This is a genomic window from Stenotrophomonas sp. LGBM10 (assembly GCF_046736075.1).
Classification (GTDB): domain Bacteria; phylum Pseudomonadota; class Gammaproteobacteria; order Xanthomonadales; family Xanthomonadaceae; genus Stenotrophomonas.
Genome location: NZ_CP177163.1, coordinates 1,977,691 through 2,003,880 on the forward strand (window position 1 = coordinate 1,977,691; position 26,190 = coordinate 2,003,880).

General features: G+C 68.2%; 20 protein-coding genes and 1 tRNA gene. 11 read left to right on the forward strand and 10 right to left on the reverse strand.

The genetic code is table 11. The features are described 5' to 3' along the window. Positions 1 to 153 precede the first annotated feature (153 nt). On the forward strand, positions 154 to 3,021 hold the full coding sequence (locus tag ACLB90_RS08375) for a type I restriction endonuclease (protein ID WP_411852477.1): 2,868 nt from the start codon (positions 154 to 156) through the stop codon (positions 3,019 to 3,021). 18 nt (positions 3,022 to 3,039) lie between these two features. Here ACLB90_RS08375 and ACLB90_RS08380 read toward each other — a convergent pair whose 3' ends face one another. Both ACLB90_RS08380 and ubiA read right to left on the reverse strand, forming a co-directional pair. After that, on the reverse strand, positions 3,040 to 4,431 hold the full coding sequence (locus ACLB90_RS08380; protein ID WP_411852478.1) for a short-chain fatty acid transporter: 1,392 nt from the start codon (positions 4,429 to 4,431) through the stop codon (positions 3,040 to 3,042). Positions 4,432 to 4,552: 121 nt separating this feature from the next. Beyond that, a complete protein-coding gene (gene ubiA, locus ACLB90_RS08385; protein WP_411852479.1) occupies positions 4,553 to 5,446 on the reverse strand; it encodes a 4-hydroxybenzoate octaprenyltransferase in 894 nt (297 codons plus the stop codon). Positions 5,447 to 5,606: 160 nt separating this feature from the next. Here ubiA and ACLB90_RS08390 point away from each other — a divergent pair. Further along, positions 5,607 to 5,683 (forward strand) — tRNA-Arg (locus tag ACLB90_RS08390). Between the two features lie 178 nt (positions 5,684 to 5,861). Here ACLB90_RS08390 and ACLB90_RS08395 read toward each other — a convergent pair. Next, entirely contained in the window at positions 5,862 to 6,545 is a 684-nt protein-coding gene (locus ACLB90_RS08395) for a GAD-like domain-containing protein (protein WP_136004666.1), read from the reverse strand. After that, a complete protein-coding gene (locus ACLB90_RS08400; RefSeq protein WP_411852727.1) occupies positions 6,542 to 6,898 on the reverse strand; it encodes a polymorphic toxin type 15 domain-containing protein in 357 nt (118 codons plus the stop codon). Before ACLB90_RS08400 ends, ACLB90_RS08395 begins: the two co-directional genes overlap by 4 nt. Between ACLB90_RS08400 and ACLB90_RS08405 the strand changes: the two genes are divergently transcribed. Together ACLB90_RS08405 and ACLB90_RS08410 are read left to right on the forward strand one after the other, a co-directional pair. Further along, positions 6,782 to 7,237, forward strand: a complete 456-nt coding sequence (locus tag ACLB90_RS08405) for a hypothetical protein (protein WP_411852810.1) — start codon at positions 6,782 to 6,784, stop codon at positions 7,235 to 7,237. The genes ACLB90_RS08400 and ACLB90_RS08405 overlap by 117 nt on opposite strands. Before the next feature lie 111 nt (positions 7,238 to 7,348). Next, a complete protein-coding gene (locus ACLB90_RS08410; RefSeq protein WP_136005973.1) occupies positions 7,349 to 7,792 on the forward strand; it encodes a hypothetical protein in 444 nt (147 codons plus the stop codon). A 10-nt stretch (positions 7,793 to 7,802) separates the two neighbouring features. Here ACLB90_RS08410 and ACLB90_RS08415 read toward each other — a convergent pair whose 3' ends face one another. The 3 genes from ACLB90_RS08415 to ACLB90_RS08425 form a co-directional block, all read right to left on the reverse strand. Next, positions 7,803 to 9,158, reverse strand: a complete 1,356-nt coding sequence (locus ACLB90_RS08415; RefSeq protein WP_411852480.1) for a Gfo/Idh/MocA family protein — start codon at positions 9,156 to 9,158, stop codon at positions 7,803 to 7,805. Between the two features lie 52 nt (positions 9,159 to 9,210). After that, positions 9,211 to 12,183: a TonB-dependent receptor gene (locus ACLB90_RS08420; protein ID WP_411852481.1), complete on the reverse strand. Its 2,973-nt coding sequence runs from the start codon at positions 12,181 to 12,183 to the stop codon at positions 9,211 to 9,213. A 148-nt stretch (positions 12,184 to 12,331) separates the two neighbouring features. Further along, a complete protein-coding gene (locus ACLB90_RS08425; protein ID WP_411852482.1) occupies positions 12,332 to 15,694 on the reverse strand; it encodes a TIM-barrel domain-containing protein in 3,363 nt (1,120 codons plus the stop codon). A gap of 322 nt (positions 15,695 to 16,016) precedes the next feature. On the opposite strand from ACLB90_RS08425, the gene ACLB90_RS08430 reads away from it, so the two are divergent. Genes ACLB90_RS08430 through ACLB90_RS08455 form a run of 6 tightly spaced genes read left to right on the forward strand, consistent with a single transcriptional unit; the run spans position 16,017 to position 23,198 of the window. After that, positions 16,017 to 17,174 carry an SIS domain-containing protein gene (locus ACLB90_RS08430; RefSeq protein WP_411852483.1) on the forward strand — a complete coding sequence of 386 codons (1,158 nt, stop codon included), beginning with the start codon at positions 16,017 to 16,019 and terminating at the stop codon, positions 17,172 to 17,174. Positions 17,175 to 17,180: 6 nt separating this feature from the next. Continuing rightward, positions 17,181 to 18,107, forward strand: a complete 927-nt coding sequence (locus ACLB90_RS08435) for an ROK family protein (protein ID WP_411852484.1) — start codon at positions 17,181 to 17,183, stop codon at positions 18,105 to 18,107. Positions 18,108 to 18,127: 20 nt separating this feature from the next. Next, on the forward strand, positions 18,128 to 19,423 hold the full coding sequence (locus ACLB90_RS08440) for a D-tagatose-bisphosphate aldolase, class II, non-catalytic subunit (protein ID WP_411852485.1): 1,296 nt from the start codon (positions 18,128 to 18,130) through the stop codon (positions 19,421 to 19,423). A 34-nt stretch (positions 19,424 to 19,457) separates the two neighbouring features. Beyond that, the gene (locus ACLB90_RS08445) at positions 19,458 to 20,234 is read left to right on the forward strand and encodes a DeoR family transcriptional regulator (protein WP_411852486.1); all 777 of its coding nucleotides are present in this window, start codon (positions 19,458 to 19,460) and stop codon (positions 20,232 to 20,234) included. Continuing rightward, entirely contained in the window at positions 20,231 to 21,346 is a 1,116-nt protein-coding gene (locus tag ACLB90_RS08450) for an N-acetylglucosamine-6-phosphate deacetylase (RefSeq protein ID WP_411852487.1), read from the forward strand. The genes ACLB90_RS08445 and ACLB90_RS08450 overlap by 4 nt, the downstream gene beginning before the upstream one ends. Before the next feature lie 52 nt (positions 21,347 to 21,398). Continuing rightward, positions 21,399 to 23,198 carry an MFS transporter gene (locus ACLB90_RS08455; RefSeq protein ID WP_411852488.1) on the forward strand — a complete coding sequence of 600 codons (1,800 nt, stop codon included), beginning with the start codon at positions 21,399 to 21,401 and terminating at the stop codon, positions 23,196 to 23,198. 23 nt (positions 23,199 to 23,221) lie between these two features. On the opposite strand, the gene ACLB90_RS08460 is transcribed toward ACLB90_RS08455, so the two are convergent. The 3 genes from ACLB90_RS08460 to ACLB90_RS08470 form a co-directional block, all read right to left on the reverse strand. After that, positions 23,222 to 23,719, reverse strand: a complete 498-nt coding sequence (locus ACLB90_RS08460; protein WP_411852489.1) for a SecDF P1 head subdomain-containing protein — start codon at positions 23,717 to 23,719, stop codon at positions 23,222 to 23,224. Between the two features lie 47 nt (positions 23,720 to 23,766). Next, positions 23,767 to 24,315: an HdeD family acid-resistance protein gene (locus tag ACLB90_RS08465; protein ID WP_411852490.1), complete on the reverse strand. Its 549-nt coding sequence runs from the start codon at positions 24,313 to 24,315 to the stop codon at positions 23,767 to 23,769. A gap of 62 nt (positions 24,316 to 24,377) precedes the next feature. After that, complete coding sequence (locus ACLB90_RS08470) at positions 24,378 to 25,079, reverse strand: ComF family protein (protein WP_411852491.1); 702 nt, start codon at positions 25,077 to 25,079, stop codon at positions 24,378 to 24,380. A gap of 70 nt (positions 25,080 to 25,149) precedes the next feature. On the opposite strand from ACLB90_RS08470, the gene bioB reads away from it, so the two are divergent. Next, entirely contained in the window at positions 25,150 to 26,184 is a 1,035-nt protein-coding gene (gene bioB, locus ACLB90_RS08475) for a biotin synthase BioB (protein WP_411852492.1), read from the forward strand. The last annotated feature ends 6 nt before the right edge of the window (positions 26,185 to 26,190 follow it).

Consider the following 26,190-nt stretch of genomic DNA (forward strand, 5'->3'; position numbering starts at 1 on the left):
GATGCACGCAATCAGGTTACGAAGATCAATCTGGAACCACTTCAAACCTGCAGGACGCAGCAGCAGGAATCGGAATGATGCACACAGCGGGCAAGGTCCGGCCTCGTCCACACTGCATCAATGTCGGCTCCTTCCCTTCCCCTCGATACACTCGTGCAGCGATCCGCATTGGGCTGGCTGCTGCGTCTCGGTTGGCGCTATCTGCCACGGCGTCGCCTGCGCGGGCAGGAAAGCGTGGTGCTGATGACACGATTGCGCCACTACCTGCAGGGGTTCCGGTTTGCCCACGGCGAGGATGAGTGGCCATTGTCGGAGACCGCCATCAAGGCGGTCGTGGCGACGGTCCTGCATGCCGCCGCCCGCGGTCCGCACGGCGCGGCACACGGGCTTCAGACACTGCTGCATGGAACGACCGTGGAGGACACGCTGCCCGACGGCGAGCGCGTCACGGTGAACGTGCCGCTGGTGGACTGGACGGATGCCGCCGCCAACTGCTTCGACGTCCGCGCCAATGTGCCGCTCGGCCCGCAGCCATCCGGCTCCCCGCGCGTGCTGGACCTGGTGGCCTACGTCAACGGACTGCCCCTGGCGCTGGTGGTCTGCAGCGGGCGCGATGCGGTCGGGCGATGGGCACGCGATGACGATGCCATCGCACGCCATCTGGCGTTCCAGCGGGACGCCTGCGACGGCGACCCGTACGTCTTCGCGCAGCTGCTGCTTGCGCTGGACCGCCGTGGCGGCCGTTACGCTGCCCCCGGAACCCCGGCAACCGGCTGGCGGCGCTGGCAGGAACGGCCGGCAGGGTCAGTGCGCGCCGGGCGTTTGTTCGTGCGCCCGGGCGTACAGGCGGCGCTGTCACGCGATGGTCTGCATGGCATCGGCGGCCCGGTACTGCGGGGCGTACATGCCGGCATGCTGAGCGGGCTGCTGGCGCCTGCCCGGCTGCTGGGCCTGCTGCGTTGCTTCACCCACGCCGGGCCCGACGGGCGTCGGCATGTTGCCCATGCCGGCCAGTTCGGCGCCGTGCAGGCGGTGCTGTCGCAGCTGCGCACTGGCGATGCCCGCGGGCGGCGCAACGGCGGCCAGGTCTGCCTGTCCAGTGGCAGTGGCCTGCGGTTGACCGCGCACTGGCTGCTGGCCGCGCTCCGCCAGGACCCGGAACTGCGTGGCTGCCGGGTGCTGCATGTCGCCACCGGTGCGGCAGTCCGCATCGACCAGCGGCAGAGCGCCGTCTGGCCAATGCCCCCGCGCGTTGGGTCGGCAACGTTGACGCGGTTCCTGCGGGGCGATGAACCCGGGCCGGTCAGTGCCAGCCTGTACCAGGTGCTGCGCGCACGCCACGATCTGCCGGCGCACGATGGCGGCCATGATGTCGTGCTGTGGGTGGACGCCGGTGTGTGGTCACGGCCGATGGCAGTGCGGGCACGGTTGCGGGCCGCCCTGCCGCGGTCGGCCTGGTTGACGCTGTCACGCCTGCCCGTGGCGGTGCCCGTGGACGGCGACACCTCCGGCCAGTTGCTGTTCGCCTACAGCGCTGCCGAGGCCGTGGACGACGGCGTGACCGTGCCGGTGTTCCATGCATCGCGCGCCGCTGCCTGGCTGGACGCGCCGGCCGGCAGTCCTGCGGCACGCTCAGCGCGCATCGATGGCATTGCCGCCGATATCGCCCGGCACCTCGTGGAACAGACCCGGTGTGCCGAGCGCAGGCTGCTGGCGCGTCTGGTCGTGTGCGATGAAGAGCGCCCGATCTACCAGGCCGCGCTGCAACGCGCCGGGCGGGTGAGCTGCATCGTGCAGGGCGGTCGCCTTCGCGCCGTTGAAGACGCGGAGGTGGAACTGGTGGCGGCGAACGCGCCCCCGGGGCCGTCACCGGCCAGCCATGCGCTGCTGTATGTGGATGCGCTGCCGTCGGCGCAGGCCCTGGCCGCCGCCGTCTCCGCCATCAATGCGCCGCACGCGGACAAGCACCATGCGGTGGTGATCGACTATCAAGGCCTGCCGAAAGAGGCAGAAGCGCTGATCGCGGCGGCCACGTCCGTGGGGGTGTGGCCGATGCAATCGGCCGACACCGCCAGCGCCGCCCTGCCCCGGCTGCATGCACGCCTGTATGCGCCACTGGCAGGCGGCAGCGGCCGCGATTTCCATGCCGCGCGCCGACGCCTGGGACCCGCGCCGCCCGGAACGCATGCCGATCCCGCCCTCGCGCGTTCGCGGCGGCGGTTCCACGAACGCGTTACCCATTTCGGGGAGTGGCTGCAGGCCGCCCAGAGCACCTCGACGGGCACGACCGGCGGCGATGGCGATGGCATCGATGGCACCGATGCAGACCCTTCCCACGGCTATCCACGCGACCTGCATTTCTGTTCGGTGCTGCGCGATGCCATCAACGTCGCTGCTGCCGGCGATGCCGGCTATACCGCTGCGGATATCCGCATCCGCCACTGGGCGCGCCACCAGGCACCTGAGCTACGCGAGCCATTGATGGACTACGCCACCCTGCGCGAACTGGAGAACGCGGCCACGCCGCCCGAAGCGGACAGCGACGCGGTGGCCATGCTGTATCAGCGCCTGCAGCGGGAAGGCGAGCAGGCGCTGATCGGCGACGCCTTCGCCCGGCGGCAGTGGGACGCGGCATTGACGATGGCACTGGCCGGTGCCGGAGCGCACCGCGAACTGCTCGGCGTTGCCGCCGCCTGGGCGCACGACCAGCGCCCCGATCTGCCGGTGGCGCTGCCGCCGGCGCGGGGTATCCGCGCCTGCTATGGCGTGTTGCGGCTGGCCCTGGAGGATTCCATCGCCGATCCGGACGCCGCGCCGCTGCTGGCCCTGGCCGAAGAACTGGACGCGGTGGTGCAGAAGGTTCGCCGTGAGTTGCCGCGCCTGCCGCACCTGTTCCGGGTAGCGCTGCACCGGTGCCTGCATGCGCGCGTGACCTATCTGGTCGGCCCGGTCAGGGCAGACGCGGTCCTGGCAGGCCTGATCGAGATGGCCCTCACCCTGCCGGCCGACGCCGCGCCGTGACCGGCAGCGCGACCCGGCTCAGGGCATGACCGGCGGCACGTAGGTCAGGGTCATGCCCAGCAGCCACAGCAGGCCCAGCACCAGCGGAATGTGCACCAGCAGCTGGATGAAGGTGAAGCCCACGATGTCGCGCGCCTTCAACCCCAGCACCCCCAGCAGCGGCAGCATCCAGAACGGGTTGATCAGGTTCGGCAGCGCCTCGGCCGCGTTGTAGACCTGAACCGCCCAGCCCAGGTGCGCCTGCAGCTCATTGGCGGCCTGCATCACATAGGGCGCCTCGATGATCCATTTGCCGCCGCCGGAGGGGACGAAGAAGCCCAGCACCGCCGAGTACACGCCCATCACCAGCGCGAACGTATCGGTGGTGGCCACGTGCACGAACAGGCTGGACAGCCGATGCGCCAGGGTCTCATCGCCATGCCCGGTGGCGTGGGTGAGGATCATCGCGATACCGCCATACAGCGGGAACTGGATCAGCACGCCGGTCGTGCTCGGCACCGCCTTGGCCACCGCATTGAGGAAGCTGCGCGGCCGCCAGTGCAGCAGCAGTCCCAACGAAATGAACAGGAAGTTGTAGGTGTTGAGGTTGGCGATGGCCGTCACCAGCGGTTTGCTGGCGAACTCGCCGAACAGCCAGCCGAAGGCGAGCAGCGAGAGCAGCACCGTCAGCAGCGGGCTGTACTCCAGCCATTCGCCCGGACGCGTGCGCGGCTGCATCGGCACGGACTCGGCCTGGGCGGCGCCCTCGAATTCCTTTGCGGTGCGGGCCGTCGCCGCACCGGGGGCGGTCAGCCACGCGATCAGCAGGGAGACCAGGATCAGCGCGGCGGTCAGCACGATCGACTGCCACAGGAAGATGGTTTCGGTGAACGGCAGCACGCCGGTGATCTCCACCAGCCCCGGCGGCATCGAGGCCGGGTTGGCCTGCAGCTGCGCGGCCGACGAGCTCAGGCCCATCGCCCACACCGCGCCCAGGCCGAGGTAGGCCGAGGCGCCGGCGGCGCGGTAATCCATCGTCAGGTCCTCGCGGCGCGCCAGCGCGCGCACCAGCAGGCCACCGAACACCAGCGAGAAGCCCCAGCTGAGCAACGAAGCCAGCATGCTGACCAGGCCGACATACACCACCGCGCCCCGACCGGTGCGCGGCACCCGGGCCAGCAGGTCGATGAAGCGCGCCACCACGGGCGCGGTCGCCAGCGCATAGCCGCCGATCACCACGAAGGCCATCTGCATGGTGAAGGGAATGAGGCTCCAGAAGCCGTCGCCGAAGGCGCTGGCGGTGGCCTGCGGGGTGGCGCCGAAGCCGATCGCCGCCGCGGCCACGATGACCACGCCGAGCACCGCGAACACGTAGGCATCGGGGAACCATTTCTCGGCCCACGCGGCCGACCGCAGCGCGGCGCGCGCCATCCACCCATCCCGCACTGTCGTCGAGGTGCCCATCGTTACCCTCCCAGGTGTTCAATGGGACCGATTCTGTGCGCTGCCGGCGGAGCTGTCAGTCGCCTATTGGTCTTAGACCGGCGCGGTCTCAGCCCAGCGCCAGCGCCGCGGCGATGCCGGCAAACAAGGCCGCACCGACCCAGTTGTTGTGCAGGAACGCCTTGAAACAGGGCTCGCGCTCGCGCTTGCGGGCGATCCAGAACTCGTAGGCGATCAGCCCGGCTGCCACCGCCACGCCTGCCCAGTAGGCCAGCCCCAGCCCGGCGCGTACGCCGACCAGCGCCATCGCCCCCAGGAACAGCGCGTACAGGATGCCCTGGATGACCAGATCGAGATCGCCGAACAGGATCGCGGTGGAATGCGACCCCATCTTCAGGTCGTCGTCGCGGTCGACCATCGCATACCAGGTGTCGTACGCGGTGGACCACAGGATGTTGGCGCCATACAGCAGCCAGCCGATCACCGGAATTTCGCCCTGCACGGCGGCGAAGGCCATCGGAATGCCCCAACCGAAGGCCATGCCCAGATAGACCTGCGGCAGGTGGGTGTAACGCTTCAGATAGGGGTAGCTGGCGGCCAGAAAGACGCCGATGAAACTCAGCCCGATGGTCAGCGCGTTCAGGGTCAGCACCAGCGCGAAGGCCACCAGCATCAGTACGGCGAACAGCACCAGCGCCGCGCGCCCGGACACGGCGCCACTGGCCAGGGGACGGTCCTTGGTGCGTTTGACGTGCGGGTCCAGCCACCGGTCGGCGTAGTCGTTGATGACGCAGCCGGCCGAACGCGTCAGCCAGACGCCGGCAGTGAACACGAACAGGGTCCACAGCGGCGGCAGGCCACCAGCGGCCAGCCACAGCGCCCACCAGGTGGGCCACAGCAGCAGCAGCGTGCCGATCGGGCGATCGGCGCGCATCAGTTTCCAGTAGTGCCGCCAGCGCGGCGGTGCCGCCTGCCCGGGCGTTTCAAAACGTTCGTAAGCCATCGGTAAAGGATACCGCCTGGGCCCGCCCGGAGCGCTGCCGGACGGCACAATCGCAGAGGGGGGAGACCTGCGCCGCGTTTACCGCTAGAATGCGACTCCCGCGCCGTCTCGACGGTCCGGTCGCCCGCAACGGGCTGCCCGGCGGGAAGCAGCAGACAACGCGCTCGTAGCTCAGCCGGATAGAGTAGTGGCTTCCGAAGCCATTGGTCGGGGGTTCGAATCCCTCCGGGCGCACCATCTGAACGTCTACACCATCCCATGAAGGCCGAACTTTCCTTTCACATCAAGGATTTCGGCTTTTTTTGTGTCTGTTTGCGTCCAATCCTGATGTAGCTAACCGCCGCCGCTCAACGGCGGCTGCTTGGCAGCCGATGGGCAGCCTCCACCACGCCGGGCAACAGTAACGAGAGAGCCGTTACTTCCAAAGCCCACGGTCCTTCGTTTCCTTCACGATGTCCAGCATGATCTGAGGCTCTCCAAGCTGGGCCAGGAACATCAGGTGTTCGACGGCCTTGACCTTCTTCAAATGATCGAGGCGGCACGGCCCGCCCATCCCAAGAGCGGGGACGAAACCATACATTTCGTCGTGCCCCAGCGGACCCAACTCCTTTAGTGCGCGATCAAACAGTGGCTTATCGCCTTCATCGTTCTGCTCAAGGAGAGATCGCTGCATGCCCCCTATCCAGTTGCCCAGCAAGAGGTCGCCCTTGCCCTCACTCATCCAGCGGGATTTATCAGAAGGAAAGATCATTCCCCGCACCGAATGAATTGTCAGGCTTGGTCCGGTCTTTGCGCCCCAAACGATCAGTTCGCCGAATGCAGTGCGGCCAATCACATAGAACTTGTCCGTCGCGTGGAGCCGGGTCGGGTAAAGCCAAGCGCTGAGAACGTCAGCATATTCATCCGGATCGGTCATCCAGATCAGGCCGTTGCCGTATCCCCCGAATCCGTAGGCATCCCAGTACTCCAGAAGCTTGTTGGGCAATCTTCCTTGGTAATACTCAATTTTTGCACGCGGAACAGGTCGCGAATCAATGGCAGGGCCAAAGCCCTTCTCTTGATAGAAATACTGAAAGTTCTCATCGACCATCTTGATCATTTGCAACGCTCCAATCCGCCGTTCATCTTCGTCTTGCTTCTTTCGCCCACAGGGACGTTAGCCGCGGCCTCATCCAACTCACCTATTCGGGACTTCTTCCCATTCTTGGCATTCTTCCACTGCCACCCGATGGTCGAATTCACCCGGCCGTCGCCAAAGTCGGCAATCTTGTCGTTACCTCCAGCAACCAGGTCCGGGTTGTGCAGCGCGTGCATCACCTTCATTGTGGATTCGGCGTGGGCCGAGGCTTGTTTTTCGGCTTCCTTGATGGAAAGTCCTTGATTCGTGAGCTCATCCAGTTTTTCCGCATAGACCTTACTACTCAGGGAAATATCGGAGCGCAGCTTTTTTATTCGATGGATCCTGCATCCGCCTTGGGCGGAGAAGCGGCGATGCTTCGCGACCCAGACGCCACGCTGGAGTACAAGCGAAAGGCCACAGGCTACCTGGAAGGCCTGGCTTCGCAAGGGAGTGCGGACGCGCTGTTGCAACTTGGCAATGCTTATCAGGCCGGCGTTCTGGTGAACGAGGACCTTGTTGCAAGCAGGGCCTATTTCGAGGCCGTGCGACTGTCCGATCCATCGTTGGTACCGGTCCAGCAGATCAAAGGCCTTGAAAAGGAGATGAGTTCACAGCAGCTTTCACTCGCCCTAAGGAAAGGAGCGGTGATATATGGATCATGCTGCAGGTAGGCGTTTTTCCGAATCAGCCCGAACAAAGCAACGGACGCTCGTTTCCAACCCCGCTCCAGTGGGAGCGTCCGCGCGGACACGGTGGGCCGGTCGCTGGGGCAGAATGCGCCAATGAGAACCTCACACGCCTGGCAGCAGCACGGCACGACCGCGTTGTGGCGCTACACCGGTCATCAGCGCAACTTCCCCGGCTGGCACCTCAGTTGTGATGCGGCCGGCTGCGCGTCGTTGCAGGGGCTGATCGATGCGTTGCTGGCCGATGGCACCGGCGCGGCGCGCACGGTGCGGGTGACGCCGCCGTCCCCGCCGCTGCTCGCCGTCCCCAACAACCGCCGTGCCGCGTGGGAAGCACCCGTCTCGGTCCGGATCGGACACGACGCCACTGTGGACGGCTGGGGGTGGCAGCACGAGGGCGACCGGGCTCATCTGCGTCTGAACGCCGGTGCCCTGGCCCTGCTCAGGCAGGGCGTGAACGACATCGCCGCCGGCCGGGGCGACCATGCAATGGGCACCGGCGCGGCAGCGCTGTGGTTCTGGTGGTGGCCGTCGCGGTGACGGCGCGGGCTCAGTAGGTGCCGTCGAAGGCGAAGATCGGCTTGCGCTGCTTCCACAGGCCGGCGGTGAAGTCCGGGAACTCCAGTGTCTGGAAGCTGTTGGCGATGGACTGCTCGGACAGCGGGGTGATCGCGCTCCAGGTGATGGCGTCGTAGATGTCGATCGGCATCGGTGCCTTGGCCTTGATGGCTTCGACGAAGGCGTGGATCACGAACCAGTCCATGCCACCGTGGCCGGCGCTGGCGGCGGTGTCGGCGTGCTGCTTCCACAGCGGATGCTCGTACTGGTCCTGGTAGGCCTGGATGGGCTCCCACTTGTGCGGCGGGCTGCGGCCCTCGATGTGGATGGACTGGTTCACGTCCATCCACAGGCCCTTGGTGCCCTGCACGCGGAAGCCCATCGAGTACGGACGCGGCAGCGAGGTGTCGTGCTGCAGCAGAATGGTCTCGCCGTTCTCGCAGGCCAGCGTGGTGGTGACGATGTCGCCCAGCTTGAACGCCACCTTGGTGCTGGGATGGGTGGTGCCGCCACTCTTGGCCACGGTGTATTCGTGCAGCCCGCGTGCCTTGCTGGCGAACGCGTTGATGTGGGTGAAGCGGTTGCCACGGTTGATGCCGGTGTACATCGCGCACGGGCCAATGCCGTGGCTGGGGTAGAGCTCACCGTTGCGCTGCACGGAATGCTCGGTACGCCAGCGCGCCTCGGACCAGCCCTTGGCGCCGAACTCCACACCGCTGTCGTAAGGCTGGGACGGATCGCCGGAATTGAACTTCACCCCGCGCAGGTCGTGCTGGTAGCCGCCCTGCAGGTGCACCAGTTCGCCGAACAGGCCGGTACGCACCATCTGCAGCACCGCCATCACGTCGCGGCGGTAGCAGACGTTCTCCAGCAGCATGTACGGTGTGCCGGTATCGAGCTGGGTCTTGAGCACGTCCCAGTGATCCTGCAGCGTGATGCCGGCGACCACTTCGCAGCCCACCGCGACCTTGGCCTGCATCGCGGCAATGGCCATCGGCGCGTGATACTCCCACGGCGTGGCGATGATCACGCCGTCCAGTCCGCGCTGCTCGAGCAGGCGCTTGTAGGCATTCACGTCGCGGTCCTGGCCGTAGGTTTTCGGCGCGGGCTTGCCCGCCTTGGCCACCATGTCCACGGCGCGCCCCAGCATGATCGGCTCGATGTCGCACAGCGCGACCACCTCGACGTCGTCGCGGCGGACCAGTTCCTTCAACAGGACCTGGCCGCGCATGCCGGTGCCGATCACGCCCAGGCGCACCTTGCGGCCACGCGCCCATGCCGGCGTCTGCGGCAGCAGGCTGGTGGCCGCCACGGCGGCGCTGGCCAGAATGAATTCCCTACGTTGCATGAAAAACCCTCCTCGAAAGACCGCGCCGGCAGGCACCGGCGCGGTGGAAACGTCAGAACTTGTAGCCGACGGTGAGACTGTAGCCACGGCCGTAGATGGTGGCGTAATCGCTGGAGTCGCCCAGGAAGCTGTTCGGATCGTAGAACGGAATGCGATCGAACAGGTTCTTGACCGTGACGCCGATGTTCCAGTGCGCGTCGGGGCGCCAGGCCACGCTCAGGTTGGCGGTCCACCACGACGGCACGCCGTCGCATTGGGCCGGGTTGAGTGCCAGGTAGCCACCGGTGCAGGTCTCGGGGTTGTTGTCCTCGGCATCGATCCGGTCCCACGCCCACTTGGTGCCGCCGACATAGTTGATGAAGAAGCTGGTGGTGAAGGCCTGGTAGTTCCAGTCGGCGTTCAACGTCGCGCGCAGGCGCGGGTTGCCGTAGTAGCCGATGGTGTTGCCGTAGTACCAGCCGAGCTCGTCGTCGGTGTAGGTCTCCTTGCGGCGCTGGATGGTGGCGGCAACACCGACGTTCAGGGTGCCCCAGTCGCCCAGCGTGAAGCGGGTGCGCGCGTCGATGTCGAAGCCGTCGATCAGGGTGCGGCCGCGGTTCTTGTACTGGCCAACCACGCTGAGCACGTTGCCTGCGCTGTAGCCCGGCAGGGTTGCCGGGCACGCCACGCCGCTGGCCGGGTCGGCACACATGGCCGCCAGCGCGGCCTGGTTGGCGAGGTCGGCCTCGGTGATCGGCGAGCGCGTCATCGACTCGATGTCTTCAGCCTTGCTGTAGTCCGGTGCGGCGATCTCGTTGCGGCGGTAGATGAACCAGTAGTCGGCCGACACCGACAGCCACTGCGTCGGTTCGAACACCAGGCCGGCGGTGGCGATCTTGGCCTTCTCCGGTTTCAGGTCCTGGTTGGGCTGGGTCATGCGGGCCACGTTGCGGCTGCAGTCGCTGTTGAGCAGCGAATTGCCCAGGTCCACGTCGCCGGGGCGCGCGGACCGGCGCAGCAGGTTGGCGATCGCGTTGGTTTCGTTGCAGCGCAGTTCGTCGCGGTAACCGCCGATCTGGGCGAACACGCCGCCGGTGCCGGCTTCGGCCAGGCTCGGCGCGCGGAAGCCTTCGGAATAGGTGCCGCGCAGCATCAGCTGGTCGAACATCTGGTAGGTCAGGCCGAGCTTCGGGGCGAGGTTTGCGCTGAAGTCGGGGTACTTGTCCACGCGCAGCGCGGCTTCCAGTTCCAGCTTCTCGGTCAGCGGCGCCACCGCTTCGGCGAACAGCGCGTAGGTGTTGCGCTTGCCGTCGAACCATGACCCGCCCTGCTGGGTGATCAGGCCATTGGCCGCATCGGGGTTGCCCGGCGTGTAGAACGTTTCGCGGGTGGCGTTGAAGCCGAAGGCCGCGCGCACTTCGCCGGCCGGCAGGGTGAACAGCGGGCCTTCGATCTTGCCGTCCAGCGTGTGCAGGCGGGTCCAGGATTCGATGTCGAAGGTGGGGAAGGCTTCGCGGATCAGCGCCGCGTTGGCTTCGCTGATCTCACCGAACTTGTAGGCGGGATGGTCGGAGATGATCACCCGGCCGGTGCCCGGGTCGATGGTGTACGGACCGAAGGCCTTCTGGAACCCGGCCAGGTTGACGTTGGTGGTCTGGTAGGTCACCGAGTGCGAACCGGCCGTAGCGAAGGCGGTTTCCCAGTTCCAGTCGCCGGCGGTGCCGCGCAGGCCGGTGACCACGCGGTAGCTCTGGTCGGTGTTGCGCTGGCCGAAGTGATTGGCGCCCACGTCCTGCAGCAGGTACTGCAGGCCCACCACGCCCCCCATCAGTGCCTTCAGCTCGGGGCTGGCATGGTTGTATTCGTTGTTCGGCCCCAGGTACGGGTACAGGAACTGGTTGACCGTGGTGCCGGTATTGCGGGAGAACCAGCTGGTGGGATTGCCGGTGGTGGTGCCATAGGCGCGCGGCGTGCCGCCGTTGGCGGTCAGGTCGATGTCGGTGTAGGTCGCCTCGGCGAACGCTTCGGTGCTGTCGCCGATCAGGAAGTGCGCGTTGACGTAGGCGGTGTTGCGTTCGGACTTCGCACCGGCGTCGATCTCGTTGTTCATCCAGGTTTCCCAGATGCACCGCGGGCCGGCCGCTTCGGTGGTGAGCACGTTGTTGCAGCCCGGGGCGGCTTCCTGCACACGCCGGCCGGTGACCGGGTCGAAGGCGAAGTAGCTGCCCGGATTGAACTCGCCCGGCTTGCTGCCGGTGCCCAGGCGCAGGTTGGGAATGTAGTTGGGGTTGTTGACGTAGTACTGCGGCGGCCGCTTGTCGTAGAAGTCGCTCAGCGGGATCGCATCGCGCCGGTACAGGTTGACCGAGGCGTAGACGTTGTAGCGGTCTTCATCCAGGTCACCGAAACCGGCGGTGATGCTGCCCTGGTGTTCGCCGTAGGAATCGATGCGCGAGGAGGCATCGGTGGTGAGGCTGACCTCTGCCCCCTGGTAGTTGCGCTTGGTGATCACGTTGATCACGCCGGCCACCGCGTCGGTACCGTACACGGCCGATGCGCCGTCGGTGAGCACTTCCATGCGTTCGATCGCCGCGGCGGGAATCGCGTCGATGTTGACGAACTGGGTCTGGAAGCCGGCCGGTGCGCCGTAGTACGACAGGCGACGTCCGTTCAGCAGCACCAGCGTGCCCTGCGCGCCCAGGCCACGCAGGTTGGCCTGCGAGGCACCGTCGGAGCCGGAGAACAGCGAGCGCGAATCCTGCTGGCCCGGCCGCGCGGCCGGCAGGTTGTCCAGCACCTGCAGCAGGGTGCGCGCGCCCATGTTCTCGATGTCCTGCTTGCTGATCACCTGCACCGGCGAGGCGGTTTCCACATCGCTGCGCCGGATGTTGGAACCGGTGACTTCGATCCGCGACAGATCGGTGGCCTTGGGGTCGGGCGTGGCGTCCTGCGCGTGGGCGCTGCCGACCACGGCCAGGGCCAGGCCGAGTGCGATGGACAAGGGCGTGGCGGGGATGCAGCGATGGCGATGGCGTTCGGTCAACATCTTTGTCTCCTTGTTCGATCCGCAGCGTGGGGCTGGCGGTGGATGGGTGGATTTCTGGCAAACGTCCCCCGTGCCGCGGCCGGAAGGCCGCAGTCGGGAAACGGAGAGAGCGGTTTGAAAACGAGCGGTTCGCGCCCGGGGCGCGGCGTTATGGCGACACGATGCTGGCGGTATCGCCCTCCTGTCCGATCAGGGCCGCGTTGGCCCAGTTGCCACAGACCTGCGCAGGCGTGTCGCCCTGCGCCCCGAGCGTGCGCAGGCTCAGCCGATGCAGGCCGCGCACGTCCAGCTCCGGTTTGACCACGCCAGGCGCTTTCACCAGGCCGCTGTCGTACAGCAGGCGGTCGTCGCCCCAGACCTGGAACTGCATGCCGCCTGCGGCACGGCACTGGTCGTCGATGCCGAGGTCGGCGCGCAGCAGGCGCCAGTTTCCGCTGAGCTGCAGGTCGATCCGGCTGCCCGCATCGACGCCCAGGCCACGGCGGAAGTGCAGGCCGTTCATGCGCATGTCGGCCTGGCCACCGAAGGCGTGGTCGGCAGCGACCTGCGCCTTCAACGCGGCCGGCAGCGGCAACGCGGACAGATACAGCTGCTGCGCCGGCTTCTCCGGCTGCTGATGCTCCAGCACGTGGAAGGTGGACAGCACGATCGGGCCGACATCGCGGGGCTGCAGCGCATCGACCGCACGGGCCACGCTGCCCTGTGCGGCGGTGACCATCGGGTCGGCGCCGCTGGCACCGTCGCCGTCCGGGTTCTGCGTGCTCAGCACGCGGAAGCGCAGCAGACGGCCGGCGTGGGCGGGGAAGTCGATCCGCTGCGTGCCCTGCTGCAGGGTCAGGCGGCCGCGCTTGATCGGCTCGCCCCACTCACCGTTGGTGTCGCCCAGGTAGATCTCGTAATCGCGCACCTGGCCGTGCTTCCAGTGCTGGTCGTTGCGCGGTGCCAGTTCGATGCCGTCGATCAGCTTGCGCTCGCCGAAGCCGATCACCCATTCGTGGGCGCCGGTCTTGACCGCCTGGTTGCGCACGGTGCGGAACCAGGTGGCCGGGTCGTCGTCGAAGGCCTTCTCCATCTCGTAGCCAGGCTCCTCGGCGGGGCGGTTGACCACCAGCAGGCTGTCGGAGGGCAGCGCGCGGCCGAGTTCCGGCGCGGCCGGGAAGGCGTCGTCGGCCGCCGCGGCGGTCGCCGGCAGATCCAGCTGCAGCGCGAGCGGCTGGCGGATGTCGACCGGCGCAGTGCGCACGTGCAGCGTGCCGCGGCGCTCGGCCGCGTCGAAGTACCAGCCTTCGCCGGCCCCCTGCCAGGCAGCGGCGTCGGCCAGCATCGGCAGCGCGCGACCGTCCAGCGTGACCGCGGCCGGTCGCTGGCGGCTGAGCACGCGCAGCGCATAGCGACGCTGCGGCAGCTGGCCCGCATAGCGGCCCTGCACCGGATCGATGCGTACCTGCACCGGCCCGCTGCCCTGCGCCGGCGCCTGCACCGTGATTGCCTGTGTGCTCGATTCGCCCGTTTCATGGCGACGGGTGGCACCGTCGTCTTCGTACAGCGTGTACTGCGAGGTGCCCTGCGGATACAGGTCGAAGGTCACTTCATCGAGCGGCTTCTGCCCGTCGTAGAGCATCTCCGGATACATCGGAATGATCGCGCCGGCGCGCACGAACACGGGGATGGTGGCCAGATCGACCGGACGGTCCAGCGAGCGGCCCTGCGCACCGGCCTGCAGCTGGCGGCCATCCCAGTAGTCGACCCAGCGACCGGGCGGCAGGTGGATGTCCCGGCGCCAGCCACGGCTGGCCGCCTGGCTGCGGTACACCGGCGCGATCAGCAGTTCGCGGCCGAGCAGGAACTGGTACTTGTGCGCTTCGGTGTACGCCTGCGGGTCCTGCGGGTAGTCCCACATCAGCGCGCGTACCAGCGGTGCGCCGGTGGTCGCCGCGTCGTGCGCCAGCCCGTACATGTACGGGGTCATGCGCATTTTCAGCTTGAGGTAGTCGCGGTTGACGCTGCGGTACGGCTCGTCGAACCACCACGGATGCTTGCGCGCGTTGCCCGACCACCCGGACATGCCCATCAGCACGGGCGTGAAGCTCTTCCACTGCAGGTCGCGGGTGAAGGTTTCGGCGCTGCCGCCGAAGATCGCATCGACGTCGCCACTGGCGTAGGCCATGCCGGACAGCCCCGAGCCGATCAGGGTCGGGATGTGCCAGCGGATGTAGTCCCAGCTGCTGCTCTGGTCGCCGGTCCAGGCCACCGCATAGCGCTGGATGCCGCCCCAGCCCATCACCGTCCACAGGAACGGGCGGGAATCGGAGTTGTTGAGGATGCCGTTGAATGCGGACTGGTTGGCGTCCATTGCGAACTGATAGCCCTTGCCGGTCCAGGCGACGTCCAGCTTCTGCACGCGGCTGCCGGCGGTGCCCACTTCCCAGGCGATCTTGTCGACACCGTTCTCGGTCCACAGCCCGGTCTTGAAGCCGTACTTCGCCAGGCCCTGCACGGTCTCGGGCAGCTTGGTGTAGCCGCAGCCGTAGCCATCGTTGGGCAGGATCCAGCCACCGGGCATGTCGTGCTCGCGGTACTGCCTGGCCACGCTGTCCACCACATCCGGAGTGGTGCCGGTCGGGCCGTCGCTCCAGCCATCCGGCACGCTGCCGGGCTTCCTGATGTTGTCGCCGTCGTTGTAGCAGTCGGCGTCGCCGTAGGAGAACGCCCAGCGCGGCAGCAGTCCGGCGCGGCCGGTCAACGTGGTGTAGCGGTCCAGCAGGGTGTGCAGGTCCGGTCCAACGAAGTAGTAGGCGTCGAAGCGGTCTTCGCGATGCAGCAGCGTGGTCTGGTCGGCCTGGCGCAGGTCGTAGGTGCCATCGCTCCAGGTGTTGCGCAGCATGCCCCAGCCGCGCGAGCTGAGCAGCATCGGCGCCGGGTTGGGACGGTCGCCCTCTTCCCAGCCACCGGAGTAGGACACCTCCAGCTCGCGCCCCTTGAACTCGAAACGCCCGTTCTGCTGGCCACCGCCGTAGAAGTGCTCGCCGGCCTCGCTGGACAGCACCTGCACGCTCTGCGCCGGGTCCAGGTCCAACGGCTGCAGTTCACGCCACAGCGGAACGTCGCGCCCGCCGTCACGGCGATCCAGCGCCAGCCGCAGCGGTTGCCGCTGGATATGCAGTACCAGGGCGTCGGTACGGATGCGCACTTCGTTGCCGTCTTCTTCCACTTGGGCGGCGACATGCGTGGCCGGTTGCGGCAGCACGATCGGCGCGGCCTTGTCGCCCGCCGGGCGCAACGTGCCGTTGCGGCCGGCCTGCACGCGCAGCAGGTCCGTGCGCAGCAGGTCCACGCGCAGCGTGGCACCGGTATCGGTGCGGATCTCCCAGCCGGGTCCGCCGTCCCGGGCGGGCGCGGCGGTGATCGTACGCAGGTTGCCCAGCGGCTCGGCCGTGGCCGGCACCGCGGCCAGCAGCAGCGCCGCAACCACAGCAACCGACAGACCAGCGCGACGTATACGGGTTTCCACCTTGCCCCCAAGCCCGCGTTCGGCGGGTATCCGAAACCATTGCGGCCGACTCTAGGGCAGGGCCTCGAAAGATGTCAATAAATTGCAAAGAAAAATGAAGGATATTTTCTCACAAACGAAAGATGACGCAAAGCAACACTTTCCAAATGCCACCTGAATACAGGGTTCGTATCGCCTGAAACCTTGGTGCATCGCGTCATCCAGCGGCAATTTCGCCCGATTCCGATCGAAAAATGTGACCGAACCAGCTTTTCTTTTTCTTTCGATATTTGACATTTCGAAAGAAAGCGAAGAAGGTGCGGTCGCCCAACAGGAATTGCGAATGGACGCTTCTCTGCTCCCTGACTTGCCCGCCTGGCAGCGCCGTGGCGGCGCCCACACCGCGGAAGAAATCGCCCAGCAGCCCGGCCTGTGGGCCGCGCTGGCCGACCTGCTCGACACCCGCCATACCGACATCGATGCCTTCCTTGGCGACCGTCTGGGCCGTGCCGATCAGCTGGTGATCTTCACCGGCGCCGGCAGCTCGGGGTTCATCGCCGAGATGGTGGCCGACCAGCTCAACGCGCAGTGGCCGGCCGAGATCCGCGCGATCCACACCACCAGCCTGCTCACCCATCCGGCGCTGTACCTGCGCCGCGACCGCCCGACCCTGCTGGTGTCGTTCGGGCGCAGCGGCTCCAGCCCGGAGAGCGTGGCGGTGGTGGACCTGGTGCGCGACCAGGTGGACGATGCGCGCTTCCTGGACATCACCTGCAACGCCGAGGGCGAACTGGCCCGACGCGGCCAGGGCCGCAGCGACACCCTGTCGCTGCTGATGCCGCCGGCCAGCTGCGACCGCGCGTTCGCCATGACCAGCAGCCTGACGTGCATGCTGCTGGCCGCGCTGAGCGCCTTCGATAGCGCGCCGTGGCCGCAGCGGCTGCAGCGCCTGCGGCAGCTGTCCGCGCACGGCGGACAGGCGCTGCAGGCGTGGGATGCGGCCGTGGCGGCGCTGGCGCAGGCGCCCTATACGCGCGTGATCTACCTTGGCAGCGGCCCGCTGGAAGCCACCGCGCGCGAAGCGGCGCTGAAGGTGCTCGAACTCACCGCCGGCCGCGTGCTGGCGCTTGCCAATACGCCGCTGGGCTTCCGCCACGGCCCCAAGTCCACGCTCAACGCCGAGACCCTGGTGGTGATGCTGCGCAGCGCGCAGCCGCTGTCGCGCCGCTACGAGCAGGACCTGTTGAATGAGCTGCGCCGCGACGGCATCGCCGGCCGGGTGATCTCGATCGGACCGGATGCAGACGACCGCGCCGACGGTGACTTCGTGCTCGATGTCGCCGACCTGCCCGATCCGTGGCTGGCACCGCTGTGGCTGCTGGTACCACAGTGCTACGCACTGCAACGCTCCGCCGCGCTCGGCCTGACCCCGGACAATCCCTTCCCCGACGGCACCGTGAACCGGGTCGTGCAGGGCGTGACCATCCACCCCCTCGGCTGAGCACGCATGCACACCTGGTACGGCATCGACATCGGGGGCACCAAGATCGAGCTGGTGGCGTGCGACGCCGCGTTGGCGGTGCAGCACCGCCAGCGCGTGGCCACCCCGACCCAGGACTATCCCGCGTTCCTGCAGGCCGTGGACGAGCTGGTTGCCGCTGCCGATGCGGCCCTGGGCCGGCGTGGCGTCGCGGTCGGCATCGGCCTGCCCGGCGTGCGCGACCGCGACAGCGGCCGCCAGCTCAGTGCCAACGTGCCCAGCCTGACCGGGCGCACCGTCGGCGTGGATCTGCAGGCACGCCTGCAGCGGCCGCTGGTGCTGGGCAACGACCTGCAGTGCTTCGCCCTGTCCGAAGCGCACGACGGTGCCGCCGCCGGCTATCGCAGCATGTTCGGGGTGATCCTGGGCACCGGCGCCGGCGGTGGCTACTGCCTGGACGGCCACCTGGTCGCCGGCAACAACGGCATCGCCGGTGAGTGGGGCCACTGGAGCCTGCCCGCCACGCTGCAGCATCGCCATGATCTGCCACTGCTGGACTGCGGCTGTGGCCTGCGCGGCTGCCTGGAACGGTATGTCTCCGGCAGTGGCCTGGCGATGATCCATGCCCGCCGCGGCGGCGAGGACCTCGACGCCAGCGCGGTGGTGGCGCGTGCACAGGGCGGTGATGCCGTTGCGCAGCAGGCGCTGGCGATCCACCGCGACCTGCTCGGCTACAGCTTCGCCAGCCTGATCCTCGCGCTGGATCCGCACGTGATCGTGCTCGGCGGCGGGTTGTCGAAGCTGGAGCAGCTGTATCGCGACCTGCCCGCCGCGATCGCCCCGTACCTGTTCGCCGGTGTGCGCGTGCCGCCGATCCTGCCCCCCGCCTTCGGCGATGCCGGTGGCGCGCGTGGCGCCGCCCTGCTCGCCCGCCAGCACCACCCTTCCCCCTGAACACCGCTTCCGGAGTTGCCATGTCCGCCGTCCAATCGCTGATCGCCGCCCACCGCCAGGGCCACCCCGTCGGGCTGTACAGCGTGTGCTGCAGCAACGAACAGGTGCTGCTGGCCGCGATGCAGGTCGCGCAGCGCTACGACACCCTGCTGTTGATCGAAGCGACCTCCAACCAGGTCGACCAGTTTGGCGGCTACACCGGGATGACCCCGCCGCAGTACCGCGACTACGTGCTGGCCCTGGCCGGCCGCGCAGGCTTCCCCGCCGCGCGCCTGATCCTCGGCGGCGACCACCTCGGTCCGAACGCCTGGCAGAAGGGTCCGGCCGAGACCGCGATGGCCCACGCACGCGAGCTGATCGCCGCGTACGTGGCGGCCGGCTTCCACAAGATCCACCTGGACTGCAGCATGTCCTGCGCCGATGACCCGACGCCGCTGCCGGACGCGATCGTGGCGGCGCGCTCGGCCGAACTGGCCCGCATCGCCGAACGCACCGCGGCCGACCACGGCCTGCCGCCGCCGGTCTACGTGATCGGCACCGAAGTGCCGATTCCCGGCGGCGAAGCCTCGCTGGCCGGCGGCCTGCAGGTGACCACGCCGGCGGCAGCGGCAACCACGCTGGCAATCCACCGCGAGGCCTTCGCCGCGCCGGACCTGCAGCCGGCATGGGAACGCGTGATTGCGATGGTGGTGCAGCCGGGCGTGGATTTCGACCACAGCAGCGTGCACTACTACGATCCGGCGGCCGCCGCCGCGTTGTCGGCCTTCGTCGAACAGCAACCGCGCATTGTGTTTGAAGCGCATTCCACCGACTACCAGACCGAAGCCGGTCTGCATGCGCTGGTGCGCGACCACTTCGCCATCCTCAAGGTCGGCCCCGCCGCCACCTATGCGTTCCGCGAGGCGGTGTTCGCACTGGCGATGATCGAGGACGCACTGCTGCCCCCCGCGCAGCGTTCGAACCTGATCGACGTGCTCGACCGCTGCATGGTCGACAAGCCCGCCAGCTGGCGCAGCTATTACCAGGGCGACGCGCATGCGCTGCGCCTGCTGCGCGCTTACTCGCTCAGCGACCGCAGCCGCTATTACTGGGGGGAACCGGCGGTACAGGCCGCGCTGGACACACTGGTGGCCAACCTGACCGCGCACGTGCCGCCGCAGACCCTGCTCAGCCAGTTCCTGCCCGAACAGCAGAAGGCGATCGAAGCCGGCGCGCTGCAGGCCGAGCCGCTGGCGCTGATCCAGCACAAGGTGGGGCTGCGCCTGGCCGAGTACGCCCGCGCCTGCAATCGCAACAAGGCGCTTTCGGAACGGTAAGCTTCGGCTTTCCTTTCCGGACGGAATCGCCCCCATGCGAAACACACGCCAGCGCCGCCAACAGATCCTGCAGTTGCTGGTCGACCACGGCAACGTGCAGGTCAGCGAGCTGGTGGAGCGCTTCAGCGTTTCGGCGGTGACCATCCGTGCCGATCTGACCCACATCGAATCGCAGGGCCTGGCCACGCGGACGCATGGGGGCGCCACGCTGGTGCGCACGCCGCCGCAGGAGCAGGACATCCACGAAAAGGATGCGCTCAACCTGCCGCTGAAGGACAGCATCGGCGAGCACGCCGCCCGGCTGGTCAAGCCGGGCGACAACATCATCATCGACTCCGGTTCGACCACCATGACCCTGGCCCGCCACCTGCGCGGGCACCGCGACGTGACGGTGATGACCAACGGCCTGAACATCGCCTGGGAACTGGCCAACGCGCCGGGCGTGGAGCTGCTGCTCACCGGCGGCCTGCTGCGCAAGCAGTCGCTGTCGCTGCAGGGCAGCCAGGCCGAGGCCAGCCTCAACACCTACAGCTTCGACACCCTGTTCCTCGGCGTGGATGGCCTGGACCTGCAGTTCGGCCTGACCACCCACCACGAGGCCGAAGCCAGCCTCAACCACCGCATGGTCGAGCGCGCGCGCCGCATCGTGGTGCTGACCGACGCCTCCAAGTTCGGCCGGGTCAGCCTGCACCGCATCGCCCGCCTGGACCAGGTCCATACCATCATCACCGACGCCAGCATCGACAGCGAATACCTGGATGGGCTGCAGCGGCTGGGCGTCGAAGTGATCATCGCCGAGTCGCCGCCTTGACCGGACACCGCACCCTGCATGGCCGCATTCTGACCGACACCGGTTGGGTGCGTGGCACCCTTCACCTCGACCAGCGCGTGCGCGCCATCGACACCGCGCATGGCGACCCGCGCAGTGACGACGATGTTCCGCTGATCCTGCCCGGCTTCATCGACCTGCATGTGCATGGCGGTGCCGGGGTGGACATCATGCAGGGCGGCGACAGCGCCTGCACCGTGGCGCGGGCGCATGCCCGCCACGGCACCACCGCGATGCTGGGCACCACCATGACCGCGCACGAGGACGACATCGTGCAGGCGCTGCAGGGCCTGGCCGGTGCCATCGGCACGCGGGCGCCGGGCATGGCGCGGGTCCTGGGTGTGCACCTGGAAGGCCCCTTCATCAGTGCCGAGCGCCTGGGCGCGCAGCCGCCGCTGGTGGTGGAAGCCACACTGGACGACGTGCGCCGCCTGCATGCGATCGCACCGATCCGCGCGCTTACCCTCGCGCCCGAGATCGGCCAGCACCTCGGGCTGATCCCCGCGCTGAGCGCGCTCGGCATCCGCGTGCAGCTCGGCCACAGCGCCGGCAGCTACGCCGATGGCGTGGCCGCGCTGGAGGCAGGCGCGGCCGGCTTCACCCATCTGTTCAATGGCATGACCGGCGTGGACCACTACCAGCCGGGCATCGCCACCGCAGCGCTGGCCCATGCCCAGTACGCCGAGCTGATTCCGGACCTGCAGCATGTGCATCCCGGCGCGATCCGCACCGCATTGCGCGCGATTCCGCGCCTGTACTGCGTTACCGACGCCACGGCCGCCACCGGCATGCCCGATGGCGAGTACGCGCTGGGTGTGCAGCGGGTCCACAAATGCCTGGGCTGCGTGCGGCTGTCGACCGGTTCGCTGGCCGGCAGCGCGCTGACGATGGACCAGGCGCTGCGCAACCTGGTGTCGCTGGGGCTGGACCTGGCCGACGCCTCCAACCGGGTGTCGCGCTACCCGGCCGATTATCTCGGCATCACCGATCGTGGCCGCATCGCCGTGGATGCGTGGGCCGACCTGGTGGTGCTCGACCGTGAGCTGCGCGTGCGCGCCGTGGTGGTGGAAGGCGAAGACATCGCGCTCGACTGAGCGCTGACCCCGCGCCATCGCGGCGCATGCACTGCATGACAGGACCGGCCCGATGAACGACGTTTCCGCAGTACAGCCCGTGTACGCCGACGCCCCGCGCTGGCCGATACGCTATCTGTTGTTCATCGGCGGCATGGGCGGCCTGCTCTACGGCATCGACATCGGCATCATCGCCGGCGCGCTGCCGTACCTGGAGGCCACCGCGACCGCGAGCTGGCACCTGACCACCCAGCAGCTGGGCTTCGTGGTGGCCGCCGTGCTGCTGGGCAGCGTGTTGTCCTCGCTGTTCGCCGGCATGGTGGCCGATCTGCTCGGGCGGCGCGGCGCGATGTTCCTCGCCGGGATGCTGTTCACCGCCAGCATCCCGGTGATGGCGCTGTCAGACGGTTATGCGGCGCTGCTGATGGGGCGCCTGCTGCAGGGCATCAGTGGTGGCCTGATCGGCGTGGTCGTGCCGCTGTACCTGGCCGAGGTCCTCAGCCCCGAGCGACGCGGTCGCGGTGCGGCGATGTTCCAGCTGCTGCTGACCATCGGCCTGGTGCTGGCCGCGGTGATCGGCCTGTACCACGCGCACGCGGTGGATGCGGCGGCAGCGGCCGTGCGCCACCTGCCGGGCGAGGAACAGCAGCGGCTGCTGTTCGACGTCAAAGACCATGCCTGGCGCACCATCTTCTGGAGCTGCCTGCTGCCTGGCCTGGTGTTCACGGGCGGCGTGCTGCTGATCAGCGAATCGCCGCGCTGGCTGGTCCGCCGCGGGCGCATCGACGCCGCGCGCCGCGCCTTGCAGCGCACCGTCGCCGCCGTCGAGGTCGAACCGACCCTGCAGCGCATGCAGGCCCCGGAAGCCGTGCGCACCGGTGGCACCGGCACACGCGACCCCCTGCTCAGCCGCCGCTACGTGTGGCCGTTCGTGCTGGCCTGCCTGGTGCTGGCCTTCACCCAGGCCACCGGCATCAACTCGGTGCTGGCCTACGCGGTGAACATCCTCAACCAGGCCGGCCTGCCCGGTGCGGTGGCCAACTGGGCCGACGTGGCGATCAAGCTGCTCAACGCAGTGATGACCGTGGTCGCCCTGGTGCTGGTGGACCGCAGGGGACGCAAGTTCCTGCTGATGCTGGGCAGCGGCGGCATCACCGTGTCGCTGCTGGCTGCCGCAGTGCTGTTCGTGCAGAGCGAACGCGGTCGCGTGGACGTGCAGCCGCTGCTGCAGCAGCAGGTGGCCGGCAGCACGTTGTCGCTGCCGCTGGATGCGGCGCAGTGGCAGCGGCTGGACGGCAGCGCCGACCCGCGCCCGCAGCAGCTCACCGTGTCCTACGCGTACGGCGGCTTCAGCAACGTGCGCGCGCTGCGCAGCGACAACCCGATCGATGCGGCACTGGAGATCCGCCGCGAGGATGCGGTGTCGGCCGACAGCGTGATCGGCGCCTTCTTCCGCCGGCTGCACCTCAATCCGTTCCCGGACCCGGTGCAGGCCGCAGAGGCGCCGCTGGTGATCGAGCGCGCCATGATCGGTCCGGTGCCCTCGCCCACCCACGGCTGGCTGGTGGCCAGCTGCATCCTGCTGTTTGTCGCGTTCTTCGCGGTGGGCCCCGGCGTGTGCGTCTGGCTGGCGCTGTCCGAGCTGATGCCTACCCGCATCCGTTCCAACGGCATGAGCATCGCGCTGCTGATCAACCAGTTTGTATCCACGGTGATCGCGGCAATTTTCCTGCCCACCGTCGGCCACCACGGCTACGCCAGCATGTTCTTCTTCTGGGCCGGCTGCACGCTGCTGTACTTCCTGATTGCCGCCTTCTGGCTGCCGGAAACCAAGGGCAAGTCGCTGGAGCAGATCGAGGCGAACTTCCGCTGATCGCCGCACGTCGCCACACCCGGTCAGGGTGTGGCTGGCGTGCCGGTCATGCGTTCGATCAGGCGTGCGGCATCGTCCGGCTCCAGGCCGGTGGTCTGCATGTACTTGCCGAACGGCGCGCTCACATGCGCCACGCTGATGATGTCACCGTCCACGCTCACCACCATCATGCGTCCGACCAAGCGCTCGGACGCGCGCTGGATGCGCGGTTCCGCCGCGTCGGTGAAGGTGTAGTACAGCGTGGCAAGGCCATTCGGTCCGACCTCCTGGCGCACACTGGCGATGGCCGACGCGGTGATGACCGGCGGTCCAACCAGATGGATGGGGGTGCCATCCAGCGTCCGCGCAGGCACGCTGCCCGCCTGTGCCACGGTATCGGCCTCGCGCATTTCGATGCGCACACCGCTGCGTGGCGGGGCCCCCGGTTGAGTGAACGCCGCATCGGACGACGGCGCTTCGCTGCACCCCGCCACCCCCAGTACGCCCGCCACCACCAGCCCCCAACGCCATCCCTTGCGCATCGCCATCCCCCCGAGGTTGTTGGACGCATTGTGGCCCGGATGCAGGCTCAGCGCAGCCGTCGCAGCCGGAAGGCGACGACGATCTGCAGCACGCCGTAGATCAGGCTGCCGATGCCGATCCACAGCGTGGTCACCGCCACGCCCGCAATCGGATTGGCCACCATCAGCGCGCCCAGCACGATGGCGAGCAGCCCACTGAGGATCAGCAGCCACTCGCCCTGGATGTGCCTGCGCACGCGGATGGCGAACACGATGCGGTACAGCCCGGCCACGATCAGCCAGACCGCCAGCAGCAGGATCAGCACACTGGCGGTGGCCAGCGGATTGAGCACCGCCAGCACGCCGAAGCCCAGCGATACCACCGCGTAGAGCAACAGCCAGCCACGCGGCACGCCGCTGTTGCCGAACACCGCGAACAGGCTGATCAGGCCCTCCACCAGCGCCATCACGCCGATCGCCCAGGCCAGCGCGGTGGCTGCCGACAGCGGCTGCACCACCGCGATCAGCCCGAACACCACGGCCACCACGCCGTACAGCAGCACGATCCACCAGCTGCGGCCCACCAGCGACAGCACCGGCGAAAGAGGGGTAGTCATCGGCAGCGCACTCCGTGTGAAGGATGAACGGGCATCTTAGCGCCGGGTCATGAAAGCCCCGCTCACGGCACGCGCGCGCAGACCCACAACCGCACGTGCGTGCTGCCGCCGCGGTGCAGCGCGCGCACGGCCGCGTCCAGCGTGGCGCCGGTGGTCATCACATCGTCAACCAGGATCGACCGCGCCGGCGCGGGCCGGGTCACAGCGAAGGCGTCACGCAGATTCCGTCGGCGGGCCTCGGCATCCAGGTCCGATTGCGGGGCGGTCAGGCGGGTGCGCTGCATGCCCTGCCACACCGGCAGATCCAGCGTGCGCGCCAGGGGGCGCGCCAGTTCCAGCGCCTGGTCGTAGCCGCGTGCGCGCAACCGCTGCCGATGCAGGGGCACCGGCAGCAGCGGCCCGTCCACGAAGGCCGGCACGCGCTGCAGCATCAACGTGGACAGCAGCCGGCCGGCCGCGAGGTCATGGTGGAACTTGAAACGACGCAGCAGTCCGTCCACCGGGGCGGCATACAGGAACGTCGCGGCGGCACCGTGCTGCCGTGGTGGCGCGCGCAGGCAGGCACCGCAGCGCGCGGTGCATTCGCCATCCGGCAACGGCAGCGCGCACAGCGGGCAGGCGGCATCGTTCCAGGGCAGCCCCGCGTGGCATGCGGCGCACAGATCCAGGCCATCCGCGCCGGGCGCTCCGCACAGCAGGCAGCGCAGCGGCAGCAGCTGCTGGCCGAGCCAGGTCCATGCACCGTAAACTTTATTGAACATCATATGGTTGACAGTTGCCGGTCCGCTCACCAGACTGCCGCCCTTTCGTTCCACTATCTGTCAGGACTTCCCCATGCCTTCCGTCATCCGCCACGACTGGCACCGCGACGAACTGCTGGCCCTGTTCGCCCTGCCGCTGCCCGAGCTGCTGCACCAGGCCGGCAGCGTGCACCGCGCGCACTTCGATCCGGCTGAAGTCCAGGTCTCCACGCTGCTCTCGGTCAAGACCGGTGGCTGCCCGGAAGACTGCGCCTACTGCCCGCAGGCGCAGCGGTACAGCACCGGGGTGGACGCGCAGAAGCTGATGGCCACCGAAGACGTGGTCGCCAAGGCCCGCCAGGCCAAGGCCGCAGGTGCCTCGCGCTTCTGCATGGGCGCCGCGTGGCGCTCGCCCAAGGCGCGCGACATTCCCAAGGTGGCGGCGATGATCCGCGAGGTGAAGGCACTGGGGCTGGAGACCTGCGCCACCCTGGGCATGCTCAGCGGCGACCAGGCCGCCGCCCTGCGCGAGGCCGGGCTGGACTACTACAACCACAACCTGGACACCGCACCGGACTTCTACGACTCGATCATCCATACCCGCCAGTACCAGGATCGCCTGGACACGCTGGAGCACGTGCGCCAGGCCGGCCTGAAGACCTGCTGCGGCGGCATCGTGGGCATGGGCGAGACCCGCGAGCACCGGGCCGGCCTGCTGCTGGCGCTGGCCAACCTGCCGGCGCACCCGGATTCGGTGCCGATCAACCGGCTGGTCCAGGTGGCCGGCACGCCGCTGCACGGTACCGCCGAACTGGACCCGTTCGAGTTCGTGCGGATGATCGCCGTGGCCCGCATCGCCATGCCGCGCGCGATGGTGCGGCTGTCGGCCGGGCGCGAGGCGATGAGCGATGAACTGCAGGCACTGTGTTTCCTGGCCGGGGCGAACTCGATCTTCTACGGCGAGAAGCTGCTGACCACCGGCAACCCGGACACCGAGCGCGACCTGGCGCTGTTCGCGCGGCTGGGCCTGCGCCCCATGCCGGTCAGCGTGGACGCCGCCGACCACGATCACCCGGGCACCGTCCACGCCGACATCACCACGGCCCACGGCTGCGGGCGCGCCGCCTGAGCCGGC